This window comes from Gardnerella sp. DNF01199S (assembly GCF_049244155.1).
Classification (GTDB): Bacteria; Actinomycetota; Actinomycetes; order Actinomycetales; family Bifidobacteriaceae; genus Bifidobacterium; species Bifidobacterium piotii.
Genome location: NZ_CP058380.1, coordinates 1,268,968 through 1,290,046 on the forward strand (window position 1 = coordinate 1,268,968; position 21,079 = coordinate 1,290,046).

A 21,079-nucleotide genomic window follows, 5' to 3' on the forward strand; every position below is an offset into this window, starting at 1 on the left:
TCAAGCAAATAAACTTAGAGTTCTCACACTCCTAGATATTTAATATATATTTGACACGGATTCCACTCATCCCATAAAGTTGGAAAACATTCCAATTCTTTATATCCCATCGCGATATAAAAATGATTTGTAATATCATATTCTTTGTAGTGTCCCATCTGAACAGTTTTTACCTGTGAGTATGTGTAACCCATCTTCCTTGCCATAGCTTCGTATGCTTTGTTAAGTACCGAGCCAACTCCCATTCTATGGAATTTCTTTTTTATACCCATCACAAAAATCTCTGCACAATCCTTGCTGGTTGCGTTTAACACAATAAACCCAACAAGTTTATCATTAATATAACAAGCAAGAAAAGGCTTTTCCTGTGAATCTTGAATATATTCTTCTGTACTTTCTGGCATTCCAAACCATTCTTGAAGATCATACAATACTTCTCTCGATACAGATTCCTTTTCTAGTTTATTCTCAATTTCTTTTACTTTTATATTCAATCCAGTCCTCCACAAACTCTAATTTATTCTTGTCATCAATACTAGAGCCTCCGCCGTCGAATCTTTCCAATCGAAGCTTCCTATTCGGTCGCTTCTCTTGGAGATTCTTGACATGAGACCTACCTCTGCTTCGCATCGATTAGCTTTGCTAATCGCGCGATAGCAGGGTTAGAGCTTCAACGTTGATTGACATTCCCCACTTCACCAGCTGGGTGCAAAGTGGGTGCACTTTTTAACGTTAACATCCTGTGCACTCGACCCTAAAGCGTCGACATGTTCCCTCATACAGCAAAATCACGCTCAAAAACCGCGAGAACCCAGCTTAAAGCCGCTTCGCATTAAACCTTTTAACGATAGCCCTCGCTAACCCCTGCTACACAAGGGCAAACTTGCACCCACCTAATCAGCCTTTGACATCAATACAACACTCTCGACGTGGATTGAGAGAACGGGTAGTATAGCTACACTTTTTGAGTGCACAGAATGGATATTGGGTGCACTTTTTAACGATAGGAAAAGCTATCGTTAAAAGGTTTAAGATTGGCTTAATAGCTTGATTTTAGCATAAAAACAAAAAAACAGCCTAGAGATGATTCCCCCTAGGCTGAGTTTTGTAACATTTCAAATGCTCACATTCTTTTGGCTTTTACGATGCCCTTTGAACATCCACACTAATCTCTGATTTAAAAGTTACGCTGAACCTGTCCTCGTAAACTTTTATTTTCTTGATGTACTTTCTTACTAGCTTCTCGTCATATTCACTAATATCGTGACGCTCACTTTTCAGAAAATCTTCCATTTCTCTGATTCGTCTTTTAGCATCTTCTTGACCTGCTTTTTCTATAAGAAGCTGCTGTTTCTTACCCTTCAGTTCATCAATCTCGTTGGCAGTTTTCGTGTAGTCTTTTTTAGCTTTAAGCAAGGTTAGCAGTATCGCTTGTTTGTCTGCAATTTTTTTATCAACCGTTTCAAGCTCACTTAAATTATTGCCCGCGATAATTTCTCTAATATTGTTATTCAACGTATCCAATACTTCATCCGGTATACTAAACACCTTGTTTATGGCTTTCACTATGGCAGACTGCAGTTCTTCCTCTTGTACTGTCGGAGCATCACAAGCACTAGGACCATTTTCCACTCTGGTGCAACAACGCCAGACAACAGAATGCACTCCTCGGTTGTTCCAAGCAATTCTTCTGTAAACATCCCCGCATTTAGAACAAACACACAGGCTGGATAGAGCGTACTTACTGGAATAAACTCTCCTTTTTTTGTTCTCCTCACCGCTAAACATGTTGGCTCGTCTTACCATTTCTTCTTGAACTTTAAAGAAAATATCTCTTGGAATAATAGGCGTGTGACTATCTTTTACATAATACTGTGGTTCTGTTCCATCATTTTTTATACGAACATGGTTGATAAAATCTGTCGTGATGGTTTTTTGTAAAAGTGCATCACCAATATATTTTTCGTTTTGCAAGATGCCTTTAATATTAGATAAATTCCATTTTAAATGCCCGGCACCGTTTTTAATACCGTCTTTTTCAAGACCCTCCGCTATATCTCTAAGACTTGCTCCTTCTAAATATTCTCTATAAATTCTTCTTACAACTTTTGCTTCCTGTTCAAGAATTACAAGATTCCCCTCATCGTCTTTTGTGTATCCTAAAAACCAGTTATGGTTGATTTGCACTTTGCCTTCCTGGTAGCGAAACTTAAGTCCAAGCTTCACATTCTGAGAAAGCGACGCGGATTCCTGTTGAGCTAAAGAAGCCATGATAGTAAGCAATAGTTCTCCGCTTGCTTCCATGGTGTTGATGTTTTCTTTTTCAAAAATGATCGGAATGTTTTTGTCTTTCAACTGTCTAACAAACTTTAAACAGTCGATAGTGTTTCTCGCAAAACGGCTAATCGACTTAGTGATAACCATGTCTACTTTGCCGCTCATGCAATCGTGGATCATGTCGTTGAAACCGACGCGTTTTTTCGTGCTGGTTCCTGAAATACCGTCATCAGCGTAGATACCGGCAAACTCCCAGAGAGGATTTCTTGAAATATAATCCGTATAATGCTGAACTTGCGTGTCATAACTTGTTGCCTGTTCTTCACTGTCAGTACTGACACGACAATATGCTACTACTCTTAACTTCGGCTTATCTTTATGCTTATCTACCGTATTCCCCGCTATTTTTCTTGGTGGAATAATTGTAACGTTGGCATTCATTTTACACCTCCTTGATTTGACTGTACGCGTATGCTGCTTGCCGATAAGGATCATCGTATTTCTTTTCTACCTTTTCTAACTGGTAGCTTGTAATAAGCCGAATTTCCTTTATTGGCTTAGGCTCTTTATAACGATGATTCCTGATAGCATTCTCATGCCTTATTTGTTGCACTTGTCTAAACATATCCTCATCGATAATCTGAGGATAAAACTCTGTTCCTAAATACAATTTCTTGCTAAGAATTTTGCCCGTGACTGGCCAATCCCTTTTTATACCTGATTTTTTAGCAGCTTGAGAAATATTTTTAAATTCAAGATAGAAACGAAAAAACTCTCTTACTTCTTGAGCTTTTACTTCATCTATAACCGCTTTACCGTCTACTATTCGGTAACCATATGGGATGCGTGCCATGTTTCTTTCACCTCTTCTTCTAATTCCAATCCGCATTTCAAAATAAAAAGAAATCTTGTTCTGCTTTTTACTACTATGCCGTCTACAAAATCCAGAAAATCCTCATCCTTAAACTCGCTAAATACTTCTGTGACGCTTACGAACCGTTGAAGTTTTTGTGCCTCGTTTAAGTGCGTTAAGTTACCGTTTAAACTGTTGGAAAGCTTAAGTTTTTCCTTAAGACAAGTATCTATTTCCGTTTTAAGCTGATTGCTTTCTAGATAGTAGGAATCCATCTCAATGTATCCACCGGCGAAAAGCTTACTGAGTACTTGCTCTTGTTCTTGCAGCTTAAGCTTTTTTTCTTCGAGTTCGATAACTTTGTTCAAACCGTCTTTATTATTCACGTTTCTTAAGCTTTTTATGAAAGGCGTTAATATTTGAACGTATCCTGCTTTTAACTTGTTTAACATTTGCAGGAAAGAAATTTTAAGATAACTTTCCATAACAGACTTTTGTGAACAAGCATGAATATCTTCAAGATGCGTTATACAAACCCATATGCCATACGCCTTATTATGTTGATAAATTATTCGTCTTTTACACTTGCTTCCACACTCACCACAACGAATTTTACCTGAAAACGCATAAAGCTTATTGTACTTACCACTACCACATACTATGTTATTTTCACTTCTTCTCCACGCGATAATCTCTTTTACAAGATTAAAAGTTTCATGACTGATGATAGCCTCGTGATGGTTTTCAATAACATACTGTTTTTTCTCGCCACAGTTTTTATGGCGGTTAAAACTATCATCCGTAAATGTCTTTTGAAAAATTACATCCCCTGTGTATGTTTTATTAGTCAGAACAGCGTTCACAGTAGTTGAAGTCCAGTTTCCGCCCTTTTTAGTTGGAATCTTTTTATCGGTCAATACTCGTGCTATTGCTTTTCCGCCCATGCCGGAAAGAGCCATGTTGAAAATTTCTTTTACTACCTTGGCTTGCTCTGGAACTATAATCATTTTCTTATTCTCGTTTTTATACCCATACGCAGGGCAGGGAATGACGAAGCTTCCGTTTTCGAACCTTTTTTGGATTGACCACATGTTGTTTTCCGAGATGGATCTTGACTCGCTTTGCGCAATAGAACTCAGGATAGAAAGCATAAGCTCCGAACTCATATGCTCGGTATCAATGTTTTCTTTCTCAAAATACAAATAAATACCGAGACCGGTAAGTTTTCTAACTATTTCAAGACAGTCAACCGTGTTTCTTGCAAGCCTACTAATAGACTTTGTAATAATCCTGTCTATTTGACCGCTCTGACAGTCTTTAAGCAGTTGTTTAAGACTTTCACGCTTATCGATTTTCGTGCCGCTAATACCCTCGTCAAAGTAAAGTCCCGCATACTCCCAGCAGGGATTAGACTTAATATAGTTTTCGTAATGCTCCTTTTGCACTTCTAGACTGAGAAGCTGCTCATCACTATCACTAGAAACTCTCGCATACGCTGCAACCCGCGTCTTTTTCTCAAAACCGGTTTTTCGTATTGTAGAGTCTATTTTTATTATTTCTTTCACTATTTCCCCTAACTTTCAGCTAATACTATTCATCACTCTAAAAGCAGTGTTTATCAAGCTTTTAGCCCAATAATTCCTTGTAAAACGGGTGAAATTTTTCCCTGTTAAGACGGCTTATTTTTTCTTTTTCTTGCTCGCTGATAAGCCCTTTTTTAAAGAGTGAAGCGGTAAGTTTTTCGGCTATTTCAAAACGAAAATCCGCCTGCATACTCTCTTTTGTCCAAGCTCTAGCTTTAACATCCTTTAGCCCGTGAACATCCTTACTGATTTGCATGACGTCCACCTTCAAAACGATGTTCTATATAGCAGGCGTGGCAGCAGTATTTTCTGGTTTTATTACCGTAAGAGATAAAAGAATTTTTGCAGTTAAGACAAGCACACTCATAGTTTGCCTGTCTTTTTACCAACTGTGTATGCTTACTCCACCATGCGCTTCTACACGCGTCAGAGCAGAAACGTTTAACTTTTCTTCCTTTGTTTTGCTTGATTGGTTTTGAACAAGATTCACATAATGCCGTCTGTATTTTCATAGACTGGATTACGCCTAGACTATTACGTTTGCAGTAGCTTTTAATCGTATTAACGGAAACATCCATACGGTTTGCAATCTGCGTATAGCTAAGACCTTCATCTCTTAGTAATTTGACTTGCTGTTTTTCTTCCATATTCATTTGCCTGTGCCTCCTTACATCACAGGCAAAGAAAAAACAGTGTTTTTTAACCTCTTGACTTGATAATTTAACCTTAAAAAATAAAAAAAAAGCCCGAGGATTGCTCCAATGTAGGAACAAGCCTCGGGCTTTACATGTTTCAAACTGTTTTACAAGAGTTCGTTTACTCGTTTTTGTACCGTATCATAATCGTATCCGGCAGAAGTTAAACGCTGTTTACGCGTGCTGCCGTTACCCCACGCGCCTCGGATTACTTCACGTGCAAGCTCATCAACCGACTTTCTACAGGCTTTAACACCAAGAAGCTCATTAACCTTATTTTGCACGCTCGCATAATCGTATCCGGCAGAAGTTAAACGCTGTTTACGCTCATTTCCGTTACCCCAAGCGCCGTTAATAACTTCTCGCGCCACATCATCAATACTTGACGTGCGCGCAGCTTGATTGGATCCGCCGTTTTTACATCCGTTTAATCCAGCGTTTTTAATAATGCTCGGATAATCCATGTAAGCATAATCCATGTCAACTCTGCCGGCTACTCCAGGCACACTGCCACTTGACGAGTATTGCCAAAGACCATACGAGCCTTGATAACTGCAGTGCGTGTTCCACTGTGCGATCCACAAAGCGTAACGGTTTCTAACATGAGATGACACGAGATTATTAGCAGTTGAAAGCGAAGTGTAAAAACCTGCATAATACCCGCAAGCTTCCAGCTTATTGCAAAAACTGGTAATCAGCGAATCGCAGAAAGCTCGCCCACGGTTAAGCTGGCTTTTTTCTTCCAAATCAAAGTAAACAGGATACTCAAAACTCTTACCTGAAAGCATGTTCACACAGCTTTGAGCTTCCTCAGCCGCCTCAAAACCAGAGTTTGCGTACGAATACCAGTAGGCTCCCACGTCAAGACCAGCTGTTTTTGCTTTACGATAGTTCTGTTCAAACCACTTGTCTTTGCATCCGATACCGTATCCTGCTCGAATGATCACAAACTCAACGCCGGATGCTTTCACCGCGTTGAAATCAATGTCACCCTGCCATTCTGATACGTCTATTCCTTTTTTACTCATGAGTATCGTCCTTCCTGTTCTTGTCGTGTAATTGTTCTAAAACGTTTTTTAATTTCTCAGGCACGGGAAGCCCCAGGTGAGCCGCGTTTTCGGTTAAAGATAATCCTTCGTTAGATAGGTAGAAGAAAATTACTGCGGTTCTAATCACGCTTCCTTGCTTTAAAACATGAAAATCTATAATGTTTGCTATGCCAACAAGCATAAAAATGAGCACCTTTCTAAAAATGCCCTTAAAACCAATGCTGCTAGACAGTTTCTTATCCGTGACCGCACACATCACGCCTGTAATATAATCCGCAACCACAAATAAAACGAGTGCGAGGATAAGCCCGTCGCATCCGCCTAAAAAGTATCCCAGCCAGCCGCCTACCAGTGTGAAAGCCAGTTGAGCAATATTCCAAAATCCTCTCATAATTCTCCTTACAAGTTTTCCTAACATTTGCCAGTACTCTTATAAAAACAAAAAACAAAAAGTAGAAAGTAATAAAAAAGGGCAGGCATGGTTTAAACCACACCTGCCCTAACATTTCAACATTTCAGCATTTCAACTGATATTATTTTTCAACACATGACTACTCCTTACCATCTTTTTCACCTTCATCAACCATTTCATCTTTTACACTTTTCCCAGCCGCTTCATCTTTTTCATCTTTTTCATCTTTTTCGTCTTTTTCGGCTTTTATTTTCAAAATCTCGTCGTTAAGTTCGCGTTCTCTAGAATTAAAATAGTCTTCTAACTGTTTCACATACACTTCATATTCCATCGAGTTTTCCGCAATCACTGCCGAACGCATATCAGATAATACGCTTGCAACAATGCCTTCTATCATGTAAGTAGGTATTGGTATTTGCTTATTCAACTCGACTATTTTTTCGTTTAACTCAGCCTTATATTTTTGCACAGCTACCGCGTAGCTAATTGTCGGTTTTACCACTACTCTCCTCCAATCTTTTTAGAATAATATCCAGCTTGTGGCTGATTTCGCATAAAATTTTCGTATTATCAACTACGGGTGTTGTAATACTTTCTGTCACATCTTTTAAGCGCGTACCCTTATTAGCCACTATTTTGTTTGTGGGAATAATGAGTTTTTCCATAACAAATTCTCCTCTACTTTCACTTCCGCGCTTCACTTCCGCGTTTTTAATAGTATTTAACTTTCATGAGTATCCCGTTTTTAAACACCATGTGAGCGTTAGACCCCCATTTTGAAGCTTTACCATCCTGGTTCATTTCAATAATCTGCACATAGTTAATATCCGCGTCTACTCCTGCACCGTCTTGCCAAACAGGATCTATAATCTTGTTACCATGCATGTAAAAGTTGCATCCAGCGTGAATACCATACTCTTTATAAATGCTTTGCGAACGTGAAAAACACAGCATAGTAGCGTATGTTTCTTCATCAGCCGTTTTACGTTGCGCGAAAGCCATATACTTTCCGTCGTTAGTAAGATGAAAAACTAGACCCTTGTGAGAATTATCTTCTTCCCACTCGCCGGTTCCAACATAGCCAATATACACGCCGTTACGGTAGAAGTTGTTCCCGTTTTTATCAAAAACAGCTCTTTTATGATCCTCATCAACTTCACCATCGTAAAGTTCTATCTGCCCGGGTGTTATTTGCACGTATTTACTCGAATGGTTAAACCCGAGAAGGAAACTGTTATAGTTTTGCTGCATGAAACTACCAAAATCACCTTTTTTAACCATTGAAGATATGGAATCTTCTACTATGGTTAGTTTAGAAATAGCCTTATCAGCCGTGGATTTAGCAGCCTCAATGTCTTTATCTTTAACTCTCAGCCAATCGAACGTTCTAAAACTACTTATACTGTCAGCGGAAACGTAATGCCATAGTTTGCTTGTTCCACCTTTATACGGGTGTTCAGACTCAGGATAATTTTCACCTTCAACCTCAATAATGTTAATATCTTCAGGCAGTTTAGACACGTATCCTGAAATTTCTCCTGAATACTCTTTTTTAATGCTATCAATCTTAAAACCATAATTGTCAAACGGAGACCAGTTAGTTCTAAAATGTAGCCAAAACTCACTTGATGGAACAAACACTGTTGCGCCAGAAATTTTTTCACCAGTTAAACCAGGTATAGCGTAAATTTTATCCTCATACTTGTAAAAAATGTCTACAAAATCGTCAAAAGCTGATTCCGTATGCGACTTCTCATTAAATTTTACGGCTAAACTTTCCTGCTTAACAATAAGCCTGTAAGCGTAGCCGGTTGACGTGTCGTAGAAAAAATCACCAACATGCTGCATTTTTTCACTATCATTCAGCCACAAGCTCATAGGAGCGTTAAACTGGCTTGGAGTATACGAACCGTAATAGTTACCGTTTTTCTGTTTAAGACTATGGTTAACGCTTTCAACACCAGCCTCAATCTTACCGTCTGTAACATTTAGTTTCGTGTTGATTTCACTTATCGTGTAATAGTTTTCAAGCCGCCTACCAGTGTCTTTTATAGCCTCGTTTTTTGCTTTACTAATCTGCTTTTCTACCTGGGAAGTGTAAGAAACTGAAAGTTTTTCCGCGTCAATCGAATGCCCGATAATCCTGTCACCATACACCATGCCGTCAAGAGTCATCGCAGTATTGTAAGGCCCTGCAAAACCGTTATGGCTTCCAGCAATACCATTCATGTTAACCTGTAAAACTTTTGTAGCAGTGTTTTTATCAGGCGTATCCATGTAAAGGTCACGAACCCACATGCCTTTACTATCGTATTCGCTTATCTTATAGCCGCTTTGAGAATTACCCATTTGCGCTTTAATATTATCTATCGCAGCTTTAACACGCTCGTTGTCTATTTTTCTAGTTTCAACCGCTTCTTCTTTTAACGTTTGAACAGCATGCGACAAGTTTTGCACATACCCTTTAGAAATCCTGCTCGCAAGCACGATTCTCATTTCGCCTGGTTTTTGAATCGGTATAGTCTTTTTTACTACAGGAAACACTCGGTCCATGCCAAATTGTGGAGCGAGGCAACGAACCCTATCCCCACACTTAATCGTCGCATAATGTAAACCTAACTCGGATAAGTCAACCGCGCTAAGGCTTATTTCTACATGCTCAAACTGGTTATCCTGTAACCATTTAGTAGCTTTGTGCATAAGATTAGTTGGAACTGTCACATTATTGAAATTAACAACTTTACAAACCCAGCCGAATGTTTTTTGCGCTTCACGAGATACTATATAGTTTTTCCCATTGTTTATTGAAGTAATATCAACATGCTTTTTAAGAACCTCGTTTTCACTATTCTCGTTTTCCAACTCTTTCCCGAGAGGAATAACCGCTGTAGTAACATCCTCTGCTGAAAGGTTTTCCGCGTATTCAAGCAGGTTCAAGCCGAAACTAATATGCTGGCTTGTAGTTTTACCTATTTCTTCTAAACGTAGGTAGTCTAAGTAAAGTTTCCCGTCTTCTTTTCTAAGACGTAAATATCCGCCAAGCTTTTCAACCATTTTACCCATAATCGCTTCAAGCGTGGTTTCAAAATTAGTAAACCTGTAGAGTGAATCATTCGAGTCAGATACGGTGACGAAACCAATTCTTATTTTCTTATAATCATCTACCTGACTGTTATGAGCTTGTAAAAGTTTTTCTAAAAGCTGGTAGGAACTCTGATCATGGTATTCTTTCTGAGGTTGAATACTATCCGCTAAGTAAGTTAACAACCCTACGCAAGTTACTTTCTTACTACCATGCAAGTCTTTTACTTGTTCTCTAACCTCGCCGAAGAAAATCTCCTCATCGTCACGCCACACGCTTACTATTGATTTCCGGTTTTTAATAAGCTCATAGCAAGGGTTTTGACTAGGGCAAGTAAACGTTAACGTTCCCGCAGTATTAAGCTCCAAATTTAACGTGATATCATCAAGTACCGCTTTATCATCATTCGGATAGTAAATCGTATTATCATCAAGCATAATCCTGTACACTCACAACCACCCCCTTTTATAGGAAATATTTACCATCCCGTTTCCAACGAATGTTAAACTCATGTTTATTTTTGAACGAAGCTGTGGGAAACGGTTAACACCTGTTTTAATCTCATACTTTTTACCATTAGAATCCAGTAGCATACTGTTAGATGACAGGTTGTTAAATTCTGGAATCAGCGTCATGTCAAAATCGTGAACGAGTGTTATTTCACGCTTATCATCTACTTGCACACCCCATATTGTGTGAACCCCATCCGAATCATCTACACTATACTTATATGGTTGCAGCTTATAGTTGAGTGTGAGAGTTGAATAGTTTTTATCCGACTTAAAACCACTAACCCACATTCGACCCTGATAGTAGAACAATGGTTCATCATCAAGAGACAGTTTCACACTCTTGCCGTGGATTAACGTTTTAACACTATGGCATGTTTCACTCCACTTGTTTTTGTTTGCGACAATGAATTCAAAACAGCCTTCACGCATCTCGTATAACACTTCACCGGCAAGACTTTCACTAATATCAATACTTTCCTGCCTGCCTGGTATTTGCAAATACTCTAATTTAGGTTCTGGAAGTTGAATGCGTGGACGGCTTGTAGCAACCAGCCCTAGATCGTTAAAACTATGCAACCCGTTTATTAGCATCCCATACACTTTTACCACCCCCTTGTTTTTCTTGTTTGAAGCTTAAAAAGCTCACTGTCCATCCTGTGCGCGATACCACCCACTAGTTCACCAGTGTCGAGCACAATACTCTGGTTAGAAAACTGTGGGAAATACGCGTCCATAATCGTTAGAATCTGGTTCATAACATTAAGCATTTGCGTGTTTGCTCCAACGGTCATGTTTTCTAAACTATTCAACCCCATAATCACTTCCGGGCCTTTTTCACCGCCGCCAAGCATACGCCCGTTTTTCTCACCGAAAATAGTCGCCCCGTTTAACAGCATCGGCTTGTTCATTGCTTTCTTATACCAGTCGATAGCAAGATACGGTACAGACGGTGGCGTAAGAGAGAATTGTCCTTTAATACTAAAATGCGGCAGTTTAATATGAGGAAGACTAAGTTTTATGCCAGAGAAAAACCCCGTTATAGCGTCGATTACTGCTTTAACCTTGTTTTTCGCCGCCTCGATTGGAGTAATGATAGCGTTTTTAATACCATTCCAAACTGACACAACCGTGTTTTTAATACCGTTAAACACAGACTTAACCATGTTTGCTACTGAATTAAACACTGTTGAAATGCTTGTTTTAATACCGTTTACCACGCTCATGATCGCGGTTTTAATACCATTCCAAACACTTGTTGCCGTGTTTTTAATACCGTTTAAAACGTTAGTGAAAAACGATACGATACTATTCCAAACGTTCATGAAAAAGTTTTTCACACTCGACCACAGTTTGTTCCAACTAGTGCCAAAGAAAGACAAAAACACGTTAAAAACGTTTTTTAACGTGTTAAATACTGTTATGAACGTGTTTTTAACCGCGTTCCAAACAGCAGTAAAAATTTCTTTTACACCATCCCAAAGCTGAGACCAGTTACCGGTAAACAATCCTATAAAAACGTCTAAAACGCCTGTGATTAAATCAAGAACGGTTTTGAAACTAGTAAAACTTAAATTTAAAGCGCCTTCAAACAGTGGAGCTAGAATAGCACACAAACCATTCCACACTGTTTTAAGCCCTTCAACAATACTCGTAAAATCAATACCAAGGCTTGACAGTTTTTCTTTAACACCATTAACAAAACCGGTGAAAGTTTCCTTAATTTTCTCCCAAACAGCAATAACACTGTTTCTAAACTCTTCGTTAGTGTTCCATAAGGTTACAAAAGCTGCTACCAGAACACCAATAACCGCAACAACCGCGAGTATTGGCGCGGATACTCCACCTAAAACAGCGCCTAACCCTTCAAGAATGCTAGAGCCGGAAGTAAAACTTGCGAACATTTTACCTATAAACAAAGCTAGTTTAGAAAACCCTTGTATAGCAACACCTATTTTAGAAATACACGTTCCAAGAACCACTAAAAAAGGGCCAACTGCCGCAGCAATCAGCCCAAGTGTCACTATAAGTTTTTGGCTTTCTGGAGAAAGCTGTTTAAATTTAGAAAGCCATGCTGAAATTTTCTGCATTAATGGTGTTATGACAGGAAGTAAAACATTACCAATAGTCGCAGCAATATTCTGCAACTCTGTTTTTAGAATCTTCATAGAACCCGAAGCGCCCGCGGCTTCACGCCCAGCCTGCCCTTGAGCGTCAGCAGTCTGCTCCATAATAAGAGCCAAAGTAGCAGCCTGTTTCGCTTGCAAGCTCATCGCGCCTCTACCATCATGCAAACCCATAGCAAGAGCTTTAGCTTTAATAGTCGCCTCGTTAACACCCATACCATAATTGTCAAGCATCGCATTATTACCTTTAAGCGCGCCCGTTAAAGCAAGAACAGCAGACTCGGTTGTGCCACCAAACATAGCAGACAAGTCGCCTGCAAGAGCAACCAGCTTCTGACTCATCTCAGCTGCTTCAGCATCACTTTTCCCACCAATATTTTTCAACATCGCGCCCATAGTATTCGCATACTCTAAAGCTTGACCTTGAGCAATACCATAATAGGATTTCAAACTTCCTGACCATTTAAGCATCTTGTTAGCAGACTTACCGTAAATCTGCTCTGTCGCACCCATAGCATCCTGTAAGTCTGCTGCAGCAGTAAAACCGGCAGTACCAATAGCAGCAATCGGCAGCGTAACTTTCGTGCTTAAACTTTGACCAAGAGATGACATACCATCTCCTAGTTTCTTTATCTTTTTACTCGTACTATCAAACTGGCTACTAAGCTTGGTTAAACTAACACTACCTACCTGTTTTAATTTTTCTTTTAAACTATCAAGATTATTTTCTGTCTCAACAATCTCACGCTGCAACGCATCATACTTGTCTCTACCAAGCTCCCCGTTTTCCAACTGTACTTTAGCCTGCTTATCCGCCTGTTTCAAAACGTTAAGCTTATTAGACGTTTCTTGGATTTCTTTCTGCAAAAAAGCCTGCTTTTGGCTTAAAAGCTGCGTGCTTGTCGGATCAAGTTTCAAAAGCCTATTAACATCACGAAGCGACTGCTCGGTTGAGCGAATAGTCGAATTCACCTGTTGTAAAGACTTATCTAAGCCTGTAGTATCCCCACCAATTTCAACAGTAATACCTTTAATCCTGTTTGCCATAACTTCACCTCCCTTTACTCTTAATTTACGCGTGAAAAAATTCAGATTTTCTGTTTAATACCGCAATGTGAGAATGACTGGTTTTCGTCTAGAACCTATCAAATTCTGTTTGGCTTGCGAGCTTATCGTATTTCACACTATCGTTTGCTTTCTCCGTCCACATGTCTAAAATCATGCCGATAGTTAAAAGATCCAGTTCGCAAATACTAATCCCAATTTCGGTGCATCTAAGAAGAAACAACGCGGTTGTCATTTGCCGTGTTGTTGCTTTAAATTTTTTTTAGATTTTACTTCAGTTTCCAAGTTTGCTCCCCAAAGTTCTAGAATTTCAGGAAGAATCTCGTAGATAGAAAACATTTCAAACTCGTCAAGCCACTCATCAATACTCGCTGGAATACTATTATCCGCGTGATAAGCCATGATATAAGCCACGTTTTCAAAAATTTCAAGATCTGCTATTTCAAAAACACCCTCGTTGATTTTGAAAGACTGCTCTAATTTTGACAGGTCTTTGAAAATATCACGCTTGAATTTAATACGATACAATCTTGGAATAGTGGCTGAAGAACGAAACTTCACGTCTTTACCATTTACTTTTACTGTTTTTTCTAACACGTTTACCCCCTTTAAAACTTATTTGTTTTCCGCGTTAGCTTGCGGAACGTACACGCTCTTATACCAGTTCTCATAGGTTTCTTTTGAAGTAGTGTCACCGCTACGGGATTTCACCAAACCATCTTCTCTAGGATCAGCCGTAAGCGACAAAGTTTCCGTACCCGGTTCTATAGTGTCTTCCTTAGTTTCTGACTCGATAGACGGTCGTGTTGCTGAACAGTTATATAAAACGTGTCTGATCGCGTTCACGTCACCATCAAACTCAAACAGGAGCGCGAATTTTTCTGTTTCACTAATCTTCGCGTTTTCAACCAGCACACCGTTTTTATCTAGTTCTTCTCTCAGTATTTCCGTCCTAAACCATTCAGGTATAAGAGCAATTTCCAAGTCGCCACTGTAACCGTTGTTAGCAGTCGACCTGAAGTAAACAATCCCGTCAGCGTAAAACGGTGAGGATTCACCCTCAGCCTCAAGGCTTATACTCACCGCCCCTGGAATCGGCTTAGGCTCATCGTAGGAGAAACCACTCGAATCTTTTTTAAGTTTTGCCGCGTACACGTTTTTAAGATTGTATTTAACCTTGTTTCCCATTTTCTGTTACCTCCATTTCAAAAATGTAGAGTGTTTCATAAAGCTGTTCCGACTCTATGAACGTTTCTGTTTTGTTATAAAAAATGCCGTGCCTGTCAAGCACGGCTTCAACTTGTTCTTCCAGCACGGGGTTCTTATAGTCTGCGTATAGTTCAATATGAACTTCGTTTGCTTTAAAATATGTTTTCCCGTCTGCCGCGAAATTACTGCTCGCAGGCGTAAGAAACAGGAGGAAAGGCGGATTAGGGGATTCTCCTTCAGCAAAATGATGGTATGCGAAAGGAAAACCTATCTCTCTCATAATGTTTAAAAGATTACCCATTTTTAACCGCCTCCTCTATTTCTTTTTCAAAATTTCGTACTGCTTTACTTTCAGCCTCAGCAATGTGTGCTCTTGCTTCCACGCGTCCACCACCTCGTTTAGCATGACCGTACTCTAACAAGTGTGTAAGCTGATACTTGTTTCTAGAATGCACTACGAGAACTAGTCTGCTGCCTGTTTCGTTTAATGTTTTAACCGACCAACTTTTCGCATACGCGCCAGTTCGTTTAGGAGCTGTCACGTTAATTTCTTCTTTTGCTGTTTTACCAGCGTTTTTTACTGCTTCTTTTACTTTCCCGGTTGTAACTTTCGCGTAAGTTTTAAGCTCTCTAATAACTTCTTTAGAGAGGCTGCCAATACTTACTTTGCTCACTTTTTACACCTCTTACAGTGAAGTTTCAGGCTTTTCTTCTTATAATTCATGTGGTCAACACCTAAAATCTCATAAACCGTATCATGAAAAATAACACGATACCTGGTGGATGATATTACAGTGGTTTCTTTCGAATAGCGGATAGTAAAATCTATTTTTGACTCATCCCACACGTTTCCCGCAGAAGTCTGCTCCATTGGGCTTTCAGCACTCACCGTAGCGTAACACTCGTAATATTTACTCCACTTAATCTTATGATTACCAACCTCATCAACCTCTACACTGTTTTTAAGCAGCACAATACGCTCGTTTAATAAGCCTATTCTCATTTAAAACCCCGTTTTTCTAACAGTAAAAAGCATCGAACGTAAAGTGAGAGTTAGCGTGTGATGGTCTGCTTCTTCCCGATGCTCATACAAGTAGCCTGTAGCGTATAAGACTGCGAGCCGATACTCGTCAAAGTTTTCACTAATCAAACTCCTATCGTTTTTACGAGCTACTCCCTGGCAGAGTTTTTCAGCAGAACGAATAAGGGTGTTGATAAGCTCATCATCTTCTCGACTATCCACCCTAAGATAGTTTTTTGCTTCCTCAACTGTAACTATCATCAACACCCCTCCTTAACTTTTAACCGTCTTTTAAGCTGCTACGCTTGTTTTAACAGGCAGAATCTGTACTGCTTCTTTAAGCACGAGTTTGCCGTCTACACGCTCTTTTGCAACGAAACCTATCATGCCGTTTCCAGCGAAAAGTTCGGTAAGCTCTTTAAACGAGCGTGAACCACGGTCGCCAATGTTGTAGTACGAGTAGTCGCCAAAAGCCACCATGTTTTCAGGCGCGTAAGCAGACGTGTATACCGGGTATCCGAGAATCCTGTTCGGCTCATCATCCTGGTATGAAGGCTGCCAAACGTACGCGCCATTATTGTCTTTAAGTTTTCGTATGCTCGCGACTGTTTTATCGTTCATAATAAAACTCGCGTTTTTACGGTATGGTCGCCTCAAAGCGTGAACAAGATCAATCAGATCATCAGTTTTAATACTGGTAGTTTCTTTAAGGAACGTGCCGCCGTCTTTCTTGTTGAAAATACCAGTCGGTTTTCCCACGCCATCCCCGTTAAGAAAAGCGTCTTCCTCAGCGTTAGCCAACGCCATGCCGAAGGATGTGAGAAGATGATTCTCGAGGTTAAACGCATTATCATACAAGAGTTCTTCAGTAACTTTTACCGCAACGTGAAGCTTATGAGCGTCAAGCAGGATTTGCGCGAACTTGGAATCCCCAAAGTTAAGGCTTGCGCCTTCTTCAATCCAAGCTGCAGCAGGATCACTCATCGCAACATTAATCTTATGCTCTCCACTAGTAGTAATCGTGGTAGCAAGAGAGCGAATAATGTTTTCTTCTTTCAACGTTTCAATCAGACGATTATCGTATTCTTCCGGCACAAGATACCCGCCGTCAGCGTCCACGCCTTCCTGCAACACGTTATCGACTCGTTTAAAATTACTTCTAAGAGCTGTAAGCATCGCCTGCTTATACTCGTCACGCGCACGCCCTTGTTTTTCAAGGTTCACACCTGTTTTCATAGGTTTTGCAACAATCGCCTCAGATGTTGGTTTTGAAAGCTCCTTATCCATTACTTCCATCTGCTCCAAGCGTTCAATTTCCATACTGTAAGCTTTCACTTTCGCTTCCATCTCATCATAGGTTTTCGCGTCTTCTTCTGAAATAAGCCCGTCCTTGTCACGTTTAGACTCAAGGAAAGCTTTCGCACCCTGCCAAGCCTTATTACGTTTCTCAACCATGTTTGAAATAGTGTTCATCATATTTACCTCCAATTTTTGATTAAAAAAAGACGATCCATAAGATCGTCTGCACTAATATTGTTTGTTTCCTTACCGCTTATCCGGCAGGCTTTACATATTTTTTCCAACAGCGTGTTTTGCACGCTTGCTTTCGAATACAATGTTGAAACCTGTGGTATGCCAATATCAGTGGTTTCACCTCTAGTTAAAACACCGTCCGCGAACCCGAGTTCTACCGCCTTGTTAGCATCCATCCACGTTTCCGAATCCATTAAATGCGAGAGTTTCACACGGTTAAGCCCTGTTTTAATCTCGTAAGCGTTAATAATGGACTCTTTGACCTCATCAAGCATTGATATTGCTTTTTCCATTTCATTTCTGTTACCAAAAGCAACAGTCATAGGATTATGAATCATAAGCATTGACACCGGGCTCATATAAACCTTTGTCCCAGCCATAGCAATCACTGATGCAGCCGAAGCTGCAATCCCATCAATCTTGACCGTCACACAACCCTTGTAATCCATGAGCATGTTATAGATTTGTGCCGCAGCCACACAATCGCCGCCAGGTGAGTTAATCCACACGGTAATATTTCCACTACCAGCGTTTAACTCGTCTTTAAAAAGTTGTGGTGTAATATCATCATCAAACCATGATTCTTCAGCAATCGTACCGTTAAGAAACAGTGTCCTCTCAAAAATCTCATTATTCTCATTAGTCTCATTGTTTTCCTTTTGGTTTTTCCACTGCCAAAACTTCCTCATTACCTTTTTCCTCCTCTCTTATATAAAGAAGCGACCAAGATTTTCTTGGTCGCTTCATGTTCGTATAACACTCATATAATACCTAAAGAACTAGCTTTACAGTTAAATAATCCACCTTACTTGTATGCTCTTCCATTTAAGGAAACTAGAGAATCAAATAATTGTGTTTCATCTAGAATACTCTCAGTTGGAGTTCTTTCCGTTATTGCAAGTTCTTTATACTTACTAGTAATTCCCTTAACAGCTTCTAATATCGATGGTTTAGAAACTTTGGAATCACTTTTCCTATACTCTTTAATTAAATCAGAAACTGCAAAAATCCCTAATTCCTTAAATTTCTGAGTTCGGTCATGATCATTCAAAGTTTCATTATTACTGATTCTTTCAACATTAAACCTTGTATTGTTTACTTTTTCGTCATAAGCCATCCTAAACTCTAACGAATTTTTCCAACCATAGTCAGAATTGTAAACAAACTTTTCGCCAGTTATGTCTTCAATAGCCATAGCTAGAATATATTCATAGCATCCAGCATCTCTACTATCATAAATAGCATCGTAAAGAGGTTTAATTGCCTTCAGTCCCAGTTTCAATATTCTTTGATAGTTTTTAGAATTCCTAATAAACTTTCCTGGATGTGCCTGCATAGCCACTTGTGGATTAGTCTTCGTCTCAGTTTCTAATTCCACCATCAACTTATTCATGGATCCCTTTATATCATCTAACGTTTCAGCATAAGCTACGTTTACTGGCATCAATTTATGAGCTATATTCCCACTATTCTTTGATGCTGGATTATTTCCAATAATAAAAATTCCAGTAAATACAAATAGAACCAATAAAAGTAAAGTTCCTAGCGAAATATACATTTTTTTCTTAGACATAGTATTACACCTCCTAGAATTCTAATTCGCAGTGTATTTGTGTTGCAAAGAACCATAAACAGAATTAGGGTAATAAGGATCATGACTACCATGGTTAAACAGCTCCAATTGTCCCCATTTAGCACGGCACCACTTAAGACCAGTAACCTTTGCAAAATGAACAATTTTATCAGGAGAATGACCATACGCTAGAATAAATGGATCATATTTATAAGGTCTATAACCTTTCTTTGCCAGATAATTATCCAATTGCGCTTTAGTAGCACCATCATCACCAAAGTCACTAGGCCATTCGTACGTCATACTACCAGTTGCAAATCCTAGACAATTATATGCTGGCGTAGCCTTATCGCTATAAAACCATGTCCATGAAATACTATCATAAAACGATTTTGGTTGAGATAAAGTATACGCATAAGCAACAGAATTGGATGTGAAAAACAACATTCCAACAACCATTACATAAGTGGTTATTGCTGATAACATCTTTCTTTTTCTAATCATTTGTAAGCACCTCCTTAAAAACAACATCTTTAACTAAGATTGAGATTAATCAGATTTTATCTCGAATGATCACTATTCTTGTACATTTTATGATTTTTTTATAATGTCACATAAATTATTCCATCCTTTCTGCTATTATTAATTTGTTGTATACTCTCATAGTGTAGGATATTATCTTAGCTAAGTATCCATAGAGATTAAATTCTATTTTTCGCTTAACGTTAAGATAATTCGTTATGTCTTCGTTGCCTAAATGATTCATCCACTGTCTAAACAGTTATACTATAATAATGTTAATATAACATGTTATATTAATATTATCAAGACACAAATTCATCTTAATCACCTAACTTATTTCTACCAATTACAGTGAACGCTCCAGCACGGTTAAGCGGGAGCATGTTACCGTTAATCAAATACAAGTCACCACCCTCACAGGCGGGAATCTTATCCAAGTTTTCTAACTGTCTAATATCGTTCGCGCTCATCCAACCGTTTTGACGAGCGGTAGCATAACCATTCATACGACTCTGATAGTCTCCTCGAAGAAGACCATCCACGTTAAACTTCACATAATAAGTTTCTTTCTCCTTATCAGTAAAAAGCCGCCTCGTAATAGACTGTTCAAAACGCGCCACCCAAGGATCCAGCGTGTATTTCACAAACTCCAACGACTGCTGCTCAATATTAGAAAAACTCGACTTTTCTAAATCACCAACCATGTGTGGTGGGACTCTAAAAATACGAGCAATCTCGTTAATCTGAAACTTACGAGTTTCAAGAAACTGTGCTTCGTTAGGCGAAATAGAAATAGGCGTATACTTCATGCCTTCCTCTAAAATCGCTATCTTATGCGAGTTAGAACCCGAGAACCCCTTATTCCAACTATCCCTCATACCAGACGGATCTTTTACTGTTCCGGGGTATTCCAAGATTCCACTTGGTGTAGCACCGTTAGCGAAAAACGATGCACCATACTCTTCCGTAGCTATCGCCATACCGATAGCGTTTTTTGCCATCGCAATAGGCGAATAGCCAACAAGCCCGTCAAAACCAAGACCGGGAATATGAAGCACGTCAAAAGGTTTAAGTTTCACACTCGTTTCTTTACCCGCTAAAACATCACTATCATTTAACGTATACTCGTAAAAAATTTGGCCACTCTCATCACGGTCAACTCTCATACGATCAGGCATTAAAGGGTATAAGCCTAAAACCTCACCTTTACCGTTTCGAATAATCTGCGCGTAAGCATTACCCCATAACAATAGATGCGTCATCAAAGTTTCTCTAAACACGAAGCTTGTCATTTCAAGATTCGGCTCATCATGAAGCACCTTATATAAAGGATGTTTAATCGCTTTAGCCGTACCCGTACTCGTCCGCTCATACACGTGAAGCGGCAGACTCGCCACCGCTTCAGACAGGATACGCACACACGAGTAAACTGCCGTCATCTGCATCGCCGAACGCTCATTCACCCTCTTACCCGACGAGGACGTACCCATTAAGAAACGATAACCACCGCCTAACATCCTGTTTTCAGGCTTATCTCTTGATTTAAATAGTCTGCTAAAAATGTTCATTG

The 21,079-nt window shown here is 39.5% G+C and carries 24 protein-coding genes; all 24 read right to left on the reverse strand.

Annotated features, from left to right (window positions below):
• Positions 1-23: 23 nt before the first annotated feature.
• The 24 genes from HXT45_RS05105 to HXT45_RS05220 all read right to left on the reverse strand — a co-directional run bounded on the left by HXT45_RS05105 (position 24) and on the right by HXT45_RS05220 (position 21,077).
• On the reverse strand, positions 24-494 hold the full coding sequence (locus HXT45_RS05105) for a GNAT family N-acetyltransferase (protein WP_004111719.1): 471 nt from the start codon (positions 492-494) through the stop codon (positions 24-26).
• A gap of 646 nt (positions 495-1,140) precedes the next feature.
• The gene (locus HXT45_RS05110; protein WP_421781505.1) at positions 1,141-2,718 is read right to left on the reverse strand and encodes a recombinase family protein; all 1,578 of its coding nucleotides are present in this window, start codon (positions 2,716-2,718) and stop codon (positions 1,141-1,143) included.
• Between the two features lies 1 nt (position 2,719).
• Positions 2,720-3,130 (reverse strand): hypothetical protein, encoded by a 411-nt coding sequence (locus HXT45_RS05115; protein ID WP_004111243.1) that lies wholly within the window; start codon positions 3,128-3,130, stop codon positions 2,720-2,722.
• Positions 3,100-4,695: a recombinase family protein gene (locus tag HXT45_RS05120; RefSeq protein ID WP_421781507.1), complete on the reverse strand. Its 1,596-nt coding sequence runs from the start codon at positions 4,693-4,695 to the stop codon at positions 3,100-3,102. The genes HXT45_RS05115 and HXT45_RS05120 overlap by 31 nt, the downstream gene beginning before the upstream one ends.
• 61 nt (positions 4,696-4,756) lie before the next feature.
• A complete protein-coding gene (locus tag HXT45_RS05125; protein ID WP_421781509.1) occupies positions 4,757-4,969 on the reverse strand; it encodes an SHOCT domain-containing protein in 213 nt (70 codons plus the stop codon).
• On the reverse strand, positions 4,956-5,366 hold the full coding sequence (locus HXT45_RS05130) for an RNA polymerase subunit sigma-70 (protein WP_421781511.1): 411 nt from the start codon (positions 5,364-5,366) through the stop codon (positions 4,956-4,958). The genes HXT45_RS05125 and HXT45_RS05130 overlap by 14 nt, the downstream gene beginning before the upstream one ends.
• Before the next feature lie 149 nt (positions 5,367-5,515).
• Complete coding sequence (locus tag HXT45_RS05135; RefSeq protein ID WP_421781513.1) at positions 5,516-6,436, reverse strand: GH25 family lysozyme; 921 nt, start codon at positions 6,434-6,436, stop codon at positions 5,516-5,518.
• Positions 6,429-6,848, reverse strand: a complete 420-nt coding sequence (locus HXT45_RS05140; RefSeq protein ID WP_421781515.1) for a phage holin family protein — start codon at positions 6,846-6,848, stop codon at positions 6,429-6,431. Before HXT45_RS05140 ends, HXT45_RS05135 begins: the two co-directional genes overlap by 8 nt.
• 160 nt (positions 6,849-7,008) lie before the next feature.
• Positions 7,009-7,371, reverse strand: a complete 363-nt coding sequence (locus HXT45_RS05145; protein ID WP_421781517.1) for a toxin — start codon at positions 7,369-7,371, stop codon at positions 7,009-7,011.
• Positions 7,352-7,534, reverse strand: a complete 183-nt coding sequence (locus HXT45_RS05150) for a hypothetical protein (RefSeq protein WP_065189411.1) — start codon at positions 7,532-7,534, stop codon at positions 7,352-7,354. Before HXT45_RS05150 ends, HXT45_RS05145 begins: the two co-directional genes overlap by 20 nt.
• Positions 7,535-7,580: 46 nt before the next feature.
• Positions 7,581-10,388, reverse strand: a complete 2,808-nt coding sequence (locus HXT45_RS05155; protein WP_421782317.1) for a phage tail spike protein — start codon at positions 10,386-10,388, stop codon at positions 7,581-7,583.
• A gap of 12 nt (positions 10,389-10,400) precedes the next feature.
• On the reverse strand, positions 10,401-11,054 hold the full coding sequence (locus HXT45_RS05160) for a hypothetical protein (protein ID WP_421782319.1): 654 nt from the start codon (positions 11,052-11,054) through the stop codon (positions 10,401-10,403).
• A gap of 11 nt (positions 11,055-11,065) precedes the next feature.
• Positions 11,066-13,633 carry a hypothetical protein gene (locus tag HXT45_RS05165; RefSeq protein WP_421781519.1) on the reverse strand — a complete coding sequence of 856 codons (2,568 nt, stop codon included), beginning with the start codon at positions 13,631-13,633 and terminating at the stop codon, positions 11,066-11,068.
• A 249-nt stretch (positions 13,634-13,882) separates the two neighbouring features.
• Positions 13,883-14,248, reverse strand: coding sequence for a hypothetical protein (locus HXT45_RS05170; protein ID WP_014554474.1), 366 nt, complete (start codon positions 14,246-14,248; stop codon positions 13,883-13,885).
• Positions 14,249-14,266: 18 nt separating this feature from the next.
• Entirely contained in the window at positions 14,267-14,839 is a 573-nt protein-coding gene (locus tag HXT45_RS05175; RefSeq protein ID WP_076002849.1) for a major tail protein, read from the reverse strand.
• The gene (locus tag HXT45_RS05180; protein ID WP_415697967.1) at positions 14,823-15,161 is read right to left on the reverse strand and encodes a hypothetical protein; all 339 of its coding nucleotides are present in this window, start codon (positions 15,159-15,161) and stop codon (positions 14,823-14,825) included. Before HXT45_RS05180 ends, HXT45_RS05175 begins: the two co-directional genes overlap by 17 nt.
• On the reverse strand, positions 15,154-15,534 hold the full coding sequence (locus HXT45_RS05185; protein WP_421781521.1) for an HK97 gp10 family phage protein: 381 nt from the start codon (positions 15,532-15,534) through the stop codon (positions 15,154-15,156). The genes HXT45_RS05180 and HXT45_RS05185 overlap by 8 nt, the downstream gene beginning before the upstream one ends.
• Complete coding sequence (locus HXT45_RS05190; protein WP_421781523.1) at positions 15,531-15,863, reverse strand: phage head closure protein; 333 nt, start codon at positions 15,861-15,863, stop codon at positions 15,531-15,533. The genes HXT45_RS05185 and HXT45_RS05190 overlap by 4 nt, the downstream gene beginning before the upstream one ends.
• Positions 15,864-16,142 carry a head-tail connector protein gene (locus tag HXT45_RS05195; protein WP_415682663.1) on the reverse strand — a complete coding sequence of 93 codons (279 nt, stop codon included), beginning with the start codon at positions 16,140-16,142 and terminating at the stop codon, positions 15,864-15,866.
• 30 nt (positions 16,143-16,172) lie between these two features.
• Positions 16,173-17,357: a phage major capsid protein gene (locus HXT45_RS05200; RefSeq protein WP_421781525.1), complete on the reverse strand. Its 1,185-nt coding sequence runs from the start codon at positions 17,355-17,357 to the stop codon at positions 16,173-16,175.
• 2 nt (positions 17,358-17,359) lie between these two features.
• Entirely contained in the window at positions 17,360-18,103 is a 744-nt protein-coding gene (locus tag HXT45_RS05205) for a head maturation protease, ClpP-related (RefSeq protein ID WP_415695722.1), read from the reverse strand.
• 116 nt (positions 18,104-18,219) lie between these two features.
• Positions 18,220-18,987 carry a hypothetical protein gene (locus HXT45_RS05210; protein ID WP_004104990.1) on the reverse strand — a complete coding sequence of 256 codons (768 nt, stop codon included), beginning with the start codon at positions 18,985-18,987 and terminating at the stop codon, positions 18,220-18,222.
• Between the two features lie 21 nt (positions 18,988-19,008).
• A complete protein-coding gene (locus HXT45_RS05215) occupies positions 19,009-19,491 on the reverse strand; it encodes a DUF7689 domain-containing protein (protein WP_016815963.1) in 483 nt (160 codons plus the stop codon).
• Positions 19,492-19,829: 338 nt separating this feature from the next.
• Positions 19,830-21,077: a phage portal protein gene (locus HXT45_RS05220; RefSeq protein WP_103013949.1), complete on the reverse strand. Its 1,248-nt coding sequence runs from the start codon at positions 21,075-21,077 to the stop codon at positions 19,830-19,832.
• Between the last annotated feature and the right edge of the window lie 2 nt (positions 21,078-21,079).